Source organism: Xanthomonas indica, from assembly GCF_040529045.1.
Taxonomy (GTDB): Bacteria; Pseudomonadota; Gammaproteobacteria; order Xanthomonadales; family Xanthomonadaceae; genus Xanthomonas_A; species Xanthomonas_A indica.
Genome location: NZ_CP131914.1, coordinates 3,903,860 through 3,917,330, shown reverse-complemented (window position 1 = coordinate 3,917,330; position 13,471 = coordinate 3,903,860). Strand labels below are relative to the sequence as shown.

General features: G+C 70.2%; 11 protein-coding genes, 1 pseudogene and 1 riboswitch. Of the genes and pseudogenes, 3 read left to right on the top strand and 9 right to left on the bottom strand.

Features of this window, described 5'->3' with window-relative positions:
• Positions 1-39: 39 nt before the first annotated feature.
• From Q7W82_RS17005 to Q7W82_RS16980, 6 genes are all read right to left on the bottom strand, one after another.
• Positions 40-711, bottom strand: coding sequence for a hemolysin III family protein (locus tag Q7W82_RS17005; protein ID WP_010344180.1), 672 nt, complete (start codon positions 709-711; stop codon positions 40-42).
• Between the two features lie 108 nt (positions 712-819).
• Positions 820-2,424, bottom strand: a complete 1,605-nt coding sequence (locus Q7W82_RS17000) for a peptide chain release factor 3 (RefSeq protein WP_242159462.1) — start codon at positions 2,422-2,424, stop codon at positions 820-822.
• A 76-nt stretch (positions 2,425-2,500) separates the two neighbouring features.
• Positions 2,501-3,841: a hypothetical protein gene (locus Q7W82_RS16995; protein ID WP_242159461.1), complete on the bottom strand. Its 1,341-nt coding sequence runs from the start codon at positions 3,839-3,841 to the stop codon at positions 2,501-2,503.
• 44 nt (positions 3,842-3,885) lie between these two features.
• On the bottom strand, positions 3,886-4,824 hold the full coding sequence (locus Q7W82_RS16990; RefSeq protein WP_242159460.1) for an ABC transporter ATP-binding protein: 939 nt from the start codon (positions 4,822-4,824) through the stop codon (positions 3,886-3,888).
• Complete coding sequence (locus Q7W82_RS16985; RefSeq protein ID WP_242159459.1) at positions 4,790-5,185, bottom strand: GntR family transcriptional regulator; 396 nt, start codon at positions 5,183-5,185, stop codon at positions 4,790-4,792. Before Q7W82_RS16985 ends, Q7W82_RS16990 begins: the two co-directional genes overlap by 35 nt.
• Before the next feature lie 67 nt (positions 5,186-5,252).
• Positions 5,253-5,987: a M23 family metallopeptidase gene (locus tag Q7W82_RS16980; protein WP_242159505.1), complete on the bottom strand. Its 735-nt coding sequence runs from the start codon at positions 5,985-5,987 to the stop codon at positions 5,253-5,255.
• 245 nt (positions 5,988-6,232) lie between these two features.
• Positions 6,233-6,351, top strand: a riboswitch (SAM riboswitch).
• A gap of 70 nt (positions 6,352-6,421) precedes the next feature.
• On the opposite strand from Q7W82_RS16980, the gene Q7W82_RS16975 reads away from it, so the two are divergent.
• Genes Q7W82_RS16975 through Q7W82_RS16965 form a run of 3 tightly spaced genes read left to right on the top strand, consistent with a single transcriptional unit; the run spans position 6,422 to position 9,755 of the window.
• Positions 6,422-7,459: a homoserine O-succinyltransferase gene (locus Q7W82_RS16975; RefSeq protein WP_242159457.1), complete on the top strand. Its 1,038-nt coding sequence runs from the start codon at positions 6,422-6,424 to the stop codon at positions 7,457-7,459.
• Positions 7,456-8,673, top strand: coding sequence for an O-succinylhomoserine (thiol)-lyase (locus Q7W82_RS16970; protein WP_242159456.1), 1,218 nt, complete (start codon positions 7,456-7,458; stop codon positions 8,671-8,673). The genes Q7W82_RS16975 and Q7W82_RS16970 overlap by 4 nt, the downstream gene beginning before the upstream one ends.
• Positions 8,674-8,681: 8 nt before the next feature.
• Positions 8,682-9,755 carry a homoserine dehydrogenase gene (locus Q7W82_RS16965; protein WP_242159502.1) on the top strand — a complete coding sequence of 358 codons (1,074 nt, stop codon included), beginning with the start codon at positions 8,682-8,684 and terminating at the stop codon, positions 9,753-9,755.
• Positions 9,756-9,911: 156 nt separating this feature from the next.
• On the opposite strand, the gene Q7W82_RS16960 is transcribed toward Q7W82_RS16965, so the two are convergent.
• From Q7W82_RS16960 to Q7W82_RS16950, 3 genes and pseudogenes are all read right to left on the bottom strand, one after another.
• Positions 9,912-11,156 (bottom strand): glycoside hydrolase family 18 protein, encoded by a 1,245-nt coding sequence (locus tag Q7W82_RS16960; RefSeq protein WP_242159501.1) that lies wholly within the window; start codon positions 11,154-11,156, stop codon positions 9,912-9,914.
• 393 nt (positions 11,157-11,549) lie between these two features.
• Positions 11,550-11,963 (bottom strand): annotated as a pseudogene (locus Q7W82_RS16955) (Ig-like domain-containing protein); the annotation flags it as partial.
• Positions 11,964-12,395: 432 nt separating this feature from the next.
• On the bottom strand, positions 12,396-13,406 hold the full coding sequence (locus tag Q7W82_RS16950; RefSeq protein WP_242159455.1) for an alpha/beta hydrolase: 1,011 nt from the start codon (positions 13,404-13,406) through the stop codon (positions 12,396-12,398).
• Positions 13,407-13,471: the final 65 nt, after the last annotated feature.

Genomic DNA, 13,471 nt, shown 5'->3' with positions numbered 1-13,471 from the left:
GCAGCCGCCGTGCACGGGGTGCGAAAGCGAGCGACCGCCTCAGAGCACCTGGCCGGTCACCGCCACGAAGTGGCAGACGCTGCCGGCGAGCACGAACAGATGCCAGATGGCGTGGAAGTAGCGCACGGTGTCGCGCTGATAGAAATACGTGCCCAGGGTGTAGAACAGGCCGCCGGCCAGCAGCCAGCCCAGCGTCCAGGCGTCGATGGAGCGCAGCAGCGGTTCGATCGCCACCACGATCAGCCAGCCCATGGCGATGTACAGGATGGTGGAGAGCAGGCGGAAGCGGCCGGTGAAGAACAGTTTGAAGATCACGCCGGCCACGGCGATGGTCCAGATCGCCGCGAACAGGCCCCAGCCCCACGGGCCGCGCAGGCCGATCAGGGTGAACGGGGTGTAGGTGCCGGCGATCAGCAGGTAGATCGCGCAGTGGTCGAAGATCTGCAGTCGCGCCTTGGCGCCGGGATGCGGAATGGCGTGGTACAGGGTGGACGCCACGTACAGCAGCAGCAAGGTGACGCTGAACACGATGGCGGTGGCGAGCTGCCAGCCGTCGCCGTAGATGGCGGCGAGGGTGATCAGCACCGAGCCGCCGGCCAGCGCGGCGATCGCGCCGAGGCCGTGGGTCAGCGCACTGGCGAGTTCATCGCGCCAGTCCGTGGAAGGCTGCGCGTCGGCGTTCGAGTAAGCGGGCGACCGGTCTGCATCCATGGGTCCGCACGGTAGCGCAATTGCGAGCGGTTCGCATCCGCTGCGGCGCAGGACTGCGACGCCGTTGGGCGTGCGCTCAGCCGGCGCACGCCCGCGGTCACATGGCGGTCATTCCACCGCCACGCTGTGCGCGTGTTCGCGGGTGGCGGCGAAGCGCACGTCCGGCGCACGTTCCTGCGCCAGTTGCAGGTTGACCCGGGTCGGCGCCAGGTAGACCAGTTCGCCGGCGGCGTCGATGCCCAGGTTCATCGCGTTCTTCTCGCGGAACTCTTCCAGCTTCTTGGGGTTGTCGCAGTGCACCCAGCGCGCGGTGACCACGCCGACCGGCTCGAAGCTGGCGTCCACGCCGTACTCGTCCTTGAGCCGGTAGGCGACCACGTCGAACTGCAGGGTGCCGATCGCGCCCAGGATCAGGTCGTTGCTCATCAACGGGCGGAAGAACTGGGTGGCGCCTTCCTCGGACAGCTGCGCCAGCCCCTTCTGCAACTGCTTGAGCTTGAGCGGATCGCGCAAGCGCGCGCGGCGGAACAGTTCCGGGGCGAAGTTGGGAATGCCGGTGAACGACAGCGACTCGCCTTCGGTGAAGGTGTCGCCGATGGAGATGGTGCCGTGGTTGTGGATGCCGATGACATCGCCGGGGTAGGCCTCGGCGGCGATTTCGCGGTCGCTGGCCATGAAGGTCAGTGCGTTGGCCAGCTTGACCTCCTTGCCGGTGCGCACGTGCAGGGTCTTCATGCCGGCGGCGAAGCGGCCCGAGCAGATGCGCATGAAGGCGACGCGGTCGCGGTGCTGCGGATCCATGTTGGCCTGGATCTTGAACACGAAGCCGGTGAGCTTGTCCTCGCCGGCCTGCACCTGGCGGCCGGTGGTGGCGCGCGGCTGCGGCGGCGGCGCGTGCTCGGCGAAGAAGTCCAGCAGCGGCTGCACGCCGAAGTTGTTGACGCCGGAGCCGAAGAACACCGGGGTCTGCTTGCCGGCGCGGTAGGCCGCCAGATCGAAGGCGTGGCTGGCGCCCTGTACCAGTTCCAGTTCCTCGCGCAGTTCGGCCAGCATCTGCTCGCCGATCTTCTCGGCCAGACCAGGCGCGTCCAGCGACGGGAAGATGGTCGAATCCTGGCGGGTGAAGTTGCGGCCGGGCTCGTACAGGTGCACTTCGCCGGTCACCAGATGCACCACGCCCTTCAGGCGCTGGCCCATGCCGATCGGCCAGGTCACCGGGGCGCACTCGATGCCCAGCACCGTCTCCACCTCGTCGAGCAGGTCGATCGGATCCTTGCCCTCGCGGTCGAGCTTGTTGATGAAGGTCATGATCGGCGTGTCGCGCAGCCGGCAGACTTCCATCAGCTTGATGGTGCGCTCTTCCACGCCCTTGGCCACGTCGATCACCATCAGCGCCGAGTCCACCGCGGTGAGCACGCGGTAGGTGTCCTCGCCGAAGTCGGCGTGGCCGGGGGTGTCGAGCAGATTGATGATCTTGCCTTCGTACGGGAACTGCATCACCGACGAGGTCACCGAGATGCCGCGCTCCTTTTCCAGCGCCATCCAGTCCGAGGTGGCGTGGCGCGCGGCCTTGCGGCCCTTCACCGAGCCGGCCATCTGGATCGCCCCGCCGAACAGCAGCAGCTTTTCGGTCAGCGTGGTCTTGCCGGCGTCGGGGTGGGAAATGATGGCGAAGGTGCGGCGGCGCGCAGCTTCGGTGGCGACTTCGGACATGGGCGGCACGCCCGCAAGGGGCGTCATCGGCAACGGAGGAAGCCGGCGATTATAGCGGGCTTCCCGTATGGGCCGTTCAGTTGAGCAGCCAGGGATGCGGGCGCTTGCTGGACTGGCGCGCCACCAGGTTGTAGGCGATGACCATGCCGAGCAGCAGCAGGCTCCAGGCTGGTGCCAGCCAGTGCGGCGGCATGGCGCCGGGCAGGCCGACCTGGCCGATGCTGATCCCGCCCAGCATGGCCAGGACGAACTGGACCGCGCTCAGCGCCAGCGCGCCACGCGGCCAGCGCATGCAGGCCAGCAGCAGGCTGCTGGCTGCCAGGGTCGCGGACAGGGTGATCGACACGGTCAGCGGGTAATAGGCCGGTGGCGCATGCTTGAGCACGCCAAGTAGCCAGGACATGCCCAGCCAGGGCAGCATCGCCGCGATCGCGCGCTTCAGGATTACCTGGTTGAACAGCTTGCCGGCCTGCCCGGGGGCGCCCAGGCCGGGCAGCAGCGCGCTTTCCATCAGCCCCAGGTTGCCGTGCTTGCGCCACAGCCACAACCGTTGCAGGAACTTCACGCTGGACAGGTTGGCCATGACGTTGGCCATGACCAGCGGCAGCGTCGGCGATTGCGTGCGCAGCAACAGGGGCGTCCACAACACCAGCAGCAGCGCCGGCGTGACCAGCGCGGCCAGGAGGGTGTTGGCCGCGTTGCCGGGAGCGAAGCCGGGGCCGAGCGCATAGCGCATGGCGCGTTCTGGTTGATGGCGCAGATCGGAGGGAAAGGCGGGGCGTGCGATGCCCTGGATCCAGCCCAGGCGCCCACCCTGCGACTCGACCGCCTGCTTGGTGGTGCCGTCGCCGGGTTGGCGCTGCTGCAGGCCGATCCACATCGGGCGCGTCCATGCCGACAGCGCATCGGCCGGGCGACCACGCAGGTACCGGTACGACCACATGCTGGTCAGGCCGCAGGCGAGCGCGGCGAGCAGCATGCTGGCGCGCGGATGCGTGGCCAGTGGCGCGAAACTGGCCTCGGGGAACAGGCCGCCGAACGTCCCCGGCAAGATGCCGATCAAGGGTGCACACCACGCCGGCAGGGTGGCGACCAACATGCCGAAGCTTGCGCTGAGCAGCAGGACAGAGAGGGAGAGGCCAGGGTCGACGGAACGCGCGGCCAACAGCAGCGTCGGCAGCAACACCGTCATGATCAGCGCGGCGCCGAACAGGCTGGCGCAGCGCGTTGCCACGCCGGGCAGGCGGAGTTGGCGCCCCTGCTCGAGCAGGCTCAGCAGACGAGCGCCCAGCAGCATCCATACGAACATCGCCAGGATCGCCGTGAGGATCGGCGGCAGGATGTGAGCGGCTTTTTCAGGCAGCCAGGTGCAGGCGAAGGCGGCGGCCAGGGCTGGCGGGTACAGCCACCCGGTCACGCCCGATGCCCTGTAGAGCAGTCGCAGATCTGCAGGAAGACGGCTCATCCGACCACCTCGATGAACAGGTCTTCCAGGTTCAGCCGGTCGATGCGGATGCCGGGGACGGTCAACAGCGCGGACGGCAGCTCGGTGGCATGCAGCACCACCACGATGCCGCCGTCGGCGCCTTGGCGGCGTGCGAGTTCGCCGCGCAGCGGTGCCTCCAGCATCGCGGCCGCCGACGCGGGGATGCCGATGCGCAGTACGCGGTCCTTGAGTTCGTCCAGCGGCTGGTCCAGCAACAGCCGGCCCTGGTGCAGGAACGCCACGCGCGAGGCCACGCGTTCCAGGTCGCTGACGATGTGGCTGGAGAACAGCACGGTGGTGCCGGCGTCGCAGGTTTCGGTGACGATCTCGCGCATCAGATCGCGGCGTGCGACCGGATCCAGCGCCGAGGCGGGTTCGTCCAGGATCAGCAGTGCCGGCCGTGCGGCCAGCGCGCGCACCAGGGCCAGACGCTGGGCCTGGCCGGGCGAGAGCTTGCCGATGCTCTGGGTACGGTCAAGTTCCCAGCGGCGCAGCAGCGTGTCCGCGCGCTGCGCGTCCCAGTGCGGGTAGAGCTGTGCGGCGAAGGCGAGCAGTTCCTCCACGCGCATCCAGCCGAAGGCCTGCGGCTGCTGCGGCACGAAGCCCAACTGCGCCTTGCGCGCATCGTCCAGGCGCAAGGCCGGGCCGCCGAACACCCGCGCCTGGCCGCGTTGCGGCTGCAGCAGGCCGAGCAGGCAGGCCAGCAGGGTGCTCTTGCCGGCGCCGTTGCAGCCGATCAGCCCGACCACCTCGCCGCGCGCCACCTGCAGGTCCACGCCCTGCAGCACCGTGCTGGCACCGAAGGCCAGGTGCAGGTCGTGCGCCGCCAGCGGCAGGTCCATGTCCAGGTCGGTCTGGATTGCGCTCTGCATCACCACGCTACTCATCGCCAGGTTCTCCAAACAACTGTTCAAGACGTTCGATCACGGGATGCGCCGGCAGGCCCAGTTCGCGGCAATGCCGGACCAGTTCCTGCAGGCGCGGTTCGATCAGCTCCAGGCGCTGCCCTTGCCGCTGCGGCGCGGTGGCGGTCGCGGCGATGGCCATGCCGCGGCCGCGCAGGCGTTCCAGCACGCCCTCGGCCTCGAGCTGGCTGTAGGCGCGCGACACCGTCATCGGGTTCACCGCGTGGGCGGCGGCGACCTCGCGCACCGAGGGCAGGCCGTCGCCCGGGCGCAGTTGCCCGGCGGCGACCAGGCGCCGGATCTGCTCGGCGATCTGCCGGTAGATCGGCTCGGGGGCGCTGGGTTGCACGTGCAGGTGGGTTGCATCCATGTGTATTAATACATCAATACACTTGGCGTATGTCAAGGCGTCTGCCGACGAACGGTAGGCGGTGCGCTCAGGGTGGGGTGGGATGGGCGAAGCGCAGTTCGCCCAGTGGGCCGGCCATCCGGAACGGCACCGATTCCAGGCGCAGGCCGCGGTTGAGCTGGAGGGCGAAATGCAGGTGCGGGCCGCTGCTCAGGCCGGTATTGCCGGACAGGCCGAGACGCTCGCCGCGCCGCACCGCCTGGCCGACCCGCACCTGCACGCCACCGGCCGCCAGGTGCGCATAGATCGCCATGCTGCCGTCGGCGTGCACCACCCGCACCAGGTTGGCGGCCTGGCCCAGGCGTGGATCGGTACCGGACTCGCGGAAGTCGTCGCGCACCTCCATCACCACGCCCTCGCGCGCGGCCAGCACCGGCGTGCCTTCGGGCAGGGCGAAGTCCAGCGCATAGGCATTGGCCGGATCGCGGTGGCTGAACGCACCGCCGAAGCCTTGATCGATGCGCACCGGGCGATCGGCGAAGGGCAGGGCGTACAGCACCGCGTCGGCATGGGCGCGCGGCGAACCGGGCACCGCCTCGATGCGCAGCCGTGCGCCGTCGCCGCCCGTTTCGGCGAGGTCGCCGGGCGGATACAGGCGTGCGACCACGCGGCGCTCGCCGGCAGCCAGCTCCACGGTCAGCGGCAGCGCGGGCACGGCGGTGAAGTCGGCGTTATCGCCCAGCAGGCGGATCTGCACCGGGCCGCCGAGCGGATTGCCCAGCACCACCTCGCGCAGGCCGCTGTCGCGGGCCTGCACCTCCAGCCATGCCGGGGGCGGTGGCGGCACGGGCCGCGGGGCATTCCAGCGCAGCAGCGGCTGTGCGGACGCACCGGTCGCTGCCGCCAGCGACAGGACCACGGCAAGCCAGCGGCGGGGGCGGCGTCGGCGCACGGACAGGGGGCAGCGATGGGGGAAGCGGAGTATGGCCGAGGCCAGGGATCGAAAAATCATATCGCTTCATCCGAATAAAGAGATTGACATTGCGAAAAATCGCTGGCATCGTGGCTCCACCATCGAGACCGGCGGAGGGACAGGCCCTTTGATGCCGGGGCAGCCAGCGGACGCGCAAGCGCCCGTGTAGGTGCCAAATCCTGCGGGGACCCACGCGTCCGCCGAAAGATGGTTCGATCCATGCCCTCTGCATGGCGAACGCGAGCTCCGCGAAGCTCGATGGCCGTTCCTCCCTGGATACCGCCATGCGCCTCGTGAACTCGCCTGACCGCCCCACCTCCGCCATTCCGTCCCACGACCGCGTTGCCGCGCCGGCCGACGGCGTGCACGCGATGCGTGGCGAGATCGCGGTCGCGTTGCCGCTGCGCCATGCCGGCGTGCAACTGCTGCGCCTGCGCTACGAACTGAGCGGCCCGGCCGCCGCACCGGTGGTGTTCGTCGCCGGCGGCATCTCCGCGCACCGTCATCTGGCCGCCAACGCCAGCTTCCCCGAGAAGGGCTGGGCCGAAGGCCTGGTCGGGCCAGGGCGGGCGCTGGATCCCACCCAGCGGCGGCTGCTGGCGTTCGATTTCGTCGGCGCCGACGGCAGCCTGGATGCGCCGATCGACAGCGCCGACCAGGCCGATGCCATCGCCGCGCTGCTGGACGCGCTGGACATCGCGCAACTGCAGGGGTTCGTCGGCTACTCCTACGGCGCGCTGGTCGGCCTGCAACTGGCGGTGCGGCATCCGCAGCGCGTGCAGAAGCTGATCGCGGTCAGCGGCGCGCACCGCGCGCATCCGTATGCCGCGGCTTGGCGCGCGCTGCAGCGTCGCGCGGTGGCGCTGGGTCAGCTGCAGTGCGCCGAGAGCCACGGGCTGTCGCTGGCGCGGCAGTTCGCCATGCTCAGCTACCGCACCCCCGAGGAATTCGGCGAGCGCTTCGACGCGGCGCCGGAAGTGATCAACGGCCGCGTCCGCGTCGCCGCCGAAGACTACCTGGACGCCGCCGGCGCGCAGTACGTGGCGCGCACCCAGGTCAACGCCTACCTGCGCCTGTCCGAATCCATCGACCTGCACCGCATCGACCCGGCCGCCGTCGCCGTGCCCACCGTGGTGGTGGCGGTCGAAGGCGACCGCCTGGTGCCGCTGTCGGACCTGGTGACACTGGTCGAAGGCCTGGGTCCGCGCGGCAGCCTGCGCGTGCTGCGCTCGCCCTACGGCCATGACGCCTTCCTGAAAGAAACCGATCGCATCGACGCGATTCTCGCCACCGCCCTTCGCCCCACCGGAGTTGCCGCATGAGCACTGCCCACGACACCGATCTGCCCTGTAGTGCCGCCACCGCCGCGGTCCGCGCCGGCATCGACCGCGATACCGCCTACGGTGCGGTGACCCCGCCGATCGTGCTGTCGTCGAACTTCAGCTTCGACGGCTTCGGCAACAAGCGCCAGTACGACTACACCCGCAGCGGCAATCCCACCCGCGACCTGCTCGGCGAAGCGCTGGCGGAACTGGAGGGCGGCGCCGGCGGCGTGATCACCGCCACCGGCATGGGCGCGATCAACCTGGTGCTCAACGCGCTGCTGCAGCCCGGCGACAAGCTGGTGGTGCCGCACGACGCATACGGCGGCAGCTGGCGGCTGTTCAACGCGCTGGCCAAGAAGGGCCACTTCGAGCTGATCACCGCCGACCTGACCGATCCGCGCTCGCTGGCCGATGCGCTGGCGCAGGCGCCGAAGCTGGTGCTGATCGAGACCCCGTCCAACCCGCTGCTGCGCATCACCGACCTGCGCTTCGTCATCGACGCCACGCACAAGGCCGGCGCGCTGGCGGTGGTCGACAACACCTTCCTGTCGCCGGCGCTGCAGACCCCGATCGCGTTCGGCGCCGACCTGGTGATCCACTCCACCACCAAGTACGTCAACGGCCACAGCGACGTGGTCGGCGGAGCGGTGATCGCCGCCGATCCCGAGCTGCACCAGCAACTGGTGTGGTGGGCCAATGCGCTGGGCCTGACCGGCTCGCCGTTCGATGCGTTCCTGACCCTGCGCGGCCTGCGCACGCTGGACGCGCGCCTGCGCGCGCACCAGGAAAACGCGCAGGCGGTGGTGGAGCTGCTGACCACGCACGACGCGGTGCGCCAGGTGTACTACCCCGGCCTGGCCTCGCATCCGGGCCACGCGGTGGCGGCGCGGCAGCAGCGCGGCTTCGGCGCGATGATCAGTTTCGAACTGGCCGGCGGCGAGGCCGAGGTGCGCGCCTTCGTCGACGGCCTGCGCTACTTCACCCTGGCCGAATCGCTGGGCGGCGTGGAGAGCCTGATCGCGCATCCGGCGACCATGACGCATGCGGCGATGACCGCCGAGGCGCGCGCCAAGGCCGGCATTTCCGACGGCCTGCTGCGCCTGTCGGTGGGCATCGAATCCAGCGCGGACCTGGTCGCCGACCTGCAGGCCGGCCTGCAGCGCGCGCAGCGCGCCGGCGAGGCGCTGGCACGCAAACGGGTGGACGCGTGAGCAGCGGGTTGGCCGATGCACCGGCGGCGCCGCGGCGTGCGGCGCCCGCCACCGCAACTGCGCGGCTGGGCCTGCTCGGCACTGGCACGGTCGGCCGCGCCTTCGTCGCGCGTTACCAGGCGCTGCAGCAGCGCCGGCCCGGCTTGCCGGCCTTCGCCTGGCTGGCCAATTCGCGCACCGTCGCCGACTGCGCGCTGGCGCCGGCGCAGGCGCTGGCCGCGGCCAATGCCGCCGCGCGCACGGCGCAGGCGGTGACGCTGCCGGACGACCTGGGCCGCGGCGACATCGTGGTCGACGCCACCGCCAGCGAAGCGGTGGCGCAGCGCCATGCCGAGTGGCTGCGGCGCGGCGTGCACGTGGTCACCGCCAACAAGCTCGGCCAGGGCGCCGCGTTGGCGCGTGCCGAACAGATCCATGCCGCGCAGCATGCCGCCAGCACCCACTACGGCGACAGCGCCACGGTGGGCGCCGGGCTGCCGTTGCTGAGCAGCCTGCGCGCGCTGGTCGCCGGCGGCGACCACATCCACGCGGTGGAAGGCGTGCTGTCCGGCTCGCTGGCCTGGCTGCTGCACCGCTACGACGGCCGTCGTTCCTTTTCCGAGTGCGTGCGCGAGGCCGCGGCCGCCGGCTACACCGAACCCGATCCGCGCGAGGACCTGTCCGGCGAGGACGTGCGGCGCAAGCTGCTGATCCTGGCCCGTGCCGCCGGCCTGCCGTTGCGCGCCGAGCAGGTGCAGGTGGCGTCGCTGGTGCCGGCCGCGCTGGCCGCGGTGCCGCTGGCGCAGTTGGATGCCGCGTTGGAACTACTGGACGCGCCGTTGGCGGCGCGCCTGGCGCAGGCACAGGCCGACGGTGCCTGCCTGCGCTTCGTCGGCCGCTTCGATGCGCACGGCGCCTCGGTGGGCCTGCGCGCGCTGCCGCTGACGCATCCGCTGGCCAGCGGCGCCGGCACCGACAACCGCGTCGCCATCCACAGCGACCGCTACCTGCAGCAGCCGCTGCTGATCCAGGGGCCGGGCGCCGGTGCCGACGTCACCGCGGCGGCCTTGCTCGACGACGTGCTGCGGATCGCGGTGCGCTGAAGGAAGTGAACGACGCCCGCAGTCAGCTGCGGGCGTCGCGATTGGGCTTGGCTGGCGATGACCGCCAGCCGGCAGTTGTCGGCATGGCCCGCAACGGCTGCGGTGCGGGCCCCGTGGTGCGGCCGTCGCGCGTCGCGCGGCGGCCGGCGCCTCAGCTCATTGCAGACCCTGGCCCATGGTCTTCAGCAACTCGCCCTGGTAGTCGCCGCTGAATTCCCAGAAGAACGCGCCGCCCAGGCCCTGGGCCTTGACGTAGTTCATCTTCTCGGTGACCAGCGCCGGGTTGTCGTAGCTCCAGAAGGTGCTGCCGTCGTACTTCCAGTGCGCGTGCGCCTGCGGGTCGACGTAGCTGGTGCCGGCGCGGCCGCGCAACACCTTGTAGTCCTCGATGCCGGCCTCGTAGGTGCCCGCCGCGGCGCTGCCGCTCTGGTACAGACCGTGGTTGACGTTGGGCACGTTGGTCCAGCCGCGCCCGTAGAAACCGATGCCGAGATTGAGCTTGGCGGCGGGCACGCCACGGTCGAGGAAGGCCTGGATGGCGTCGTTGCTGTTGTAGTAGCGCTGGTCGCCGCTGGAGGGATCGGCCGGCGATTCGAACAGCGCCGAGTGGTGGTTGGTCTGCGGATCCCAGGCGCCGTGGAAGTCGTAGGTCATCACGTTGAGGTAGTCCAGGTATTGCGCGTACAGGTTCGGGTCGGTGACGCGGATCTTGTCGATGCCGGCGCCGACCGCCACGGTCAGCAGCAGCCCCGGCCGCACCTGGTCGAGCTGGCGGCGGAGCTCGGCCAGCAACGCGGTGAAGTTCTGCCGGTCCTCGGGACTGCCGCAGGCGATGCCACAGGCCACCGGGTATTCCCAGTCGATGTCGATGCCGTCGAACACGCCAGCCGCGGCCGCGTTGCCGCCGGCGCCGTCGGTGACGGGCAGGTTGCCGCGGATGTAGGCGTCGATGCAGGAGGCGACGAAGGCTTGGCGGTTCTCGGCGCGCGCGGCGCTGGAGAAGCCGCGCGACCAGGTCCAGCCGCCCAGGGAGATCAGCACCTTCAGCCCGGGGTGCGCGGCCTTGAGCTTCTTCAACTGGTTCCAGTTGCCGCGCAGCGGCTGGTCCCAGGTGTCGCCCACGCCGTCCACGCTCTGCGCGGCGGAGAACGCCTTGGTGTAGTCGGCGAAGGCGTCGCCGCCGGCGCCGGTGCTGCTGTCGGAGGGCTGGGTCACGCCGACTTCGCAGCGGTTGTTGCGGACGTTGCCGAAGGCGTAGTTGATATGGGTCAGGTAGCCGGCCGCGCCGCTGGTCTGGATGTCGCGCACCTGGTAGTTGCGGCCGTAGATGCCCCATTGGGTGAAGTAGCCGATCACGCGCTTGCCGCCGCCGGCGCTGGCGGGCAGGGTGCGCACGCTCAGCGTGGCGCTGCTGGCGGAGACGTTGCCGGCGTTGTCGCGGGCGCGGACCGCGTAGGCGTATGCGGTGTCGGCGGTCAGCGCCGAATCGGTGTAGGCGGTGGTGGTGGAGGTGCCCACGCGGTTGCCGTCGCGGAGGATGTCGTAGCCGGCCAGGCCACTGCCGCCGGCATTGTCGGCGGCGGCATTCCAGCTCAGGGTGATGGCGTTGCTGGCGCGCGTGGCCGCGGCCAGGCCGGTCGGCACGCTGGGTGCGGTGGTGTCGGTCGATGGCGCCGCGACGGTGATCGCGACCGCCGCGGACGTGCTGCGCGCGCCGGCGTTGTCGGTGGCCACGGCAGTGAGGCTGTAGCTGCCGGCTGCGGCGTCGCTCCAGGCGAGTGTGTAGGGCGCGCCGCTCACGCTGCCCAGCGAGGTGGCGCCGCGGAAGAATTCGACCCGCGCCACGCTGCCGTCCGCATCGCTGGCCGAGGCCTGCAGGGTGATGGTGTTGCCGACCACGAAGCGGGTGCCGGCGGTGGGCGCGGTCAGGGCCACGCTCGGCGGCTGGTTGGCCGAACTGCCGTCGCAGGTGCCCAGATCCTGGTACCAGCCGCAACTGGTGCAGTAGGTCGGCGCGGTGTTCCAGATCGGACCGTTGGCGCGGTACAGGTGACCGGCGTAGGTCAGGGTATCGCCGGCGGCGTAGATCGTGGCCGGATTCCAGGCGGCGACGCCGCTGCACGCGGCAGCCCAGGCCTGGCTCGGCACGAGGCCGGCCAGGACGAAACAGCAGAACAGCAACCACGATCCAGCGGATTTCGTGTGCATGGTGACGCCTCCGATGCGGTAGGTAACGCGACTGAGGAGCGGTGGTGAGCCGCTGTCTGGTTCCTTGAATCCGACCACCCGGGAGCGTTTGGCGCCGACGTCGTGTGGCGTTCGTGCGCGGACCGGGCAAGCGCAGGGTTCTCGCCGGAAGACAACGTTGTCAACAGACAATTCAGGCGAATGCGAGATGTATCCAGAATCACTGGGATGACAACGTTTTCATGGAAGTCCGATGCTGCAGCGCAATGGCTGCATATCGGGTGCATCTGCGTATGCGTAGCGCAGGGGCTGGCACGGTGCATGGCCGCCAGGTTCGTGCAGCGTCTCAGGCGGCGTGCTGTCGCCGCCGGCACGCCGCCACGATCCCCCAAGCGACGCGACAACACGCGTTCGTGCCGCCGTGCCGACACCAATTGCGTGGCGAATGTGGGGTCAGGGTGCCTTGCCCAGCGCCTCAAGCAACGCGGCATTGAAGCGCTGCGGCGCTTCCACCTGCGGGGAATGGCCGAGGTCGTCGAAGGCGACCAGGCGCGCGCCGGGGATCGCCGCGGCCGCGCGCTTGCCCAGGGCCGGATAGTCGCCCAGGGTCGCGGCCAGCGCCGGTGGCGCCAGATCCTTGCCGATCGCGGTGCGGTCGCGCTGGCCGATGAACAGCGTGGTCGGTACGCGCAGTTGCGGGAAGCGCTGCACCACCGGCTGGTTGAACACCATGTCCGAGGTCAGCGCCTGGTTCCAGGCCACGCGGTCGCCGCCGGGGCCGGCGTACAGGCCCGCCTGCATGCTCACCCAGCGGTCGTACTCGGGCTTCCACTGTCCGCCGTAGTAGACGGTTTGCTGGTACTGCTTGATCGAGGCCGCGTCGGTCTTGCGCTCCTTGGCGTACCAGGCGTCGACGCTGCGCCAGGGCACGCCGGCCGCCTTCCAGTCCTCCAGCCCGATCGGGTTCACCAGGACCAACTGGCTTACGTCCTGCGGATACTGCAGCGCGTAGTGCGCGGCGAGCATGCCACCCATCGAATGGCCGACGAACGCGGCACCAGTCACTCCGGCCTGTTGCAGCAACGCATGGGTGTTGGCCGCCAGTTGCGCGAAGGTGAATTGGTAGGCCTGTGGCTTGCTCGACTTGCAGAAGCCGATCTGGTCCGGTGCCAGCACCCGGTAGCCCTGTGCCGCCAGCGCGGCGATCGTCGATTCCCAGGTCGCCGCGCAGAAGTTCTTGCCGTGCAGCAGCACCACCGTGCGGCCGTTCGGCGTGCCGGTCGGCGCCACGTCCATGTACGCCATCTGCAGCGGCTGGCGCTGCGACTCGAAGCGGTACCAGTGCACCGGGTAGGGATAGGCGAACCCTTCCAGTTGCGCGCCGTAGCGCGGCGATGCGTCGATGGCCGTGGCGGATGCGAGCGGCGACAGGGCGAGGGCGGCGAGCAGCAGGCAATGGCGCATGGGAGCGTGGCGGCAGGCGTGATGGAGCACGACCTTAGCCCGGCCTACGCGTGCGAGGCGTCAAC

Excerpts from the sequence above, each read along its gene's own strand:
- Q7W82_RS16970 (WP_242159456.1), top strand. The coding sequence starts at position 7,456 with ATGAGCACTGCCCACGACACCGATCTGCCCTGTAGTGCCGCCACCGCC.
- Q7W82_RS16950 (WP_242159455.1), bottom strand. The coding sequence starts at position 13,406 with ATGCGCCATTGCCTGCTGCTCGCCGCCCTCGCCCTGTCGCCGCTCGCA.
- Q7W82_RS16985 (WP_242159459.1), bottom strand. The coding sequence starts at position 5,185 with ATGGATGCAACCCACCTGCACGTGCAACCCAGCGCCCCCGAGCCGATC.
- Q7W82_RS16975 (WP_242159457.1), top strand. The coding sequence starts at position 6,422 with ATGCGCCTCGTGAACTCGCCTGACCGCCCCACCTCCGCCATTCCGTCC.
- Q7W82_RS17005 (WP_010344180.1), bottom strand. The coding sequence starts at position 711 with ATGGATGCAGACCGGTCGCCCGCTTACTCGAACGCCGACGCGCAGCCT.
- Q7W82_RS17000 (WP_242159462.1), bottom strand. The coding sequence starts at position 2,424 with ATGTCCGAAGTCGCCACCGAAGCTGCGCGCCGCCGCACCTTCGCCATC.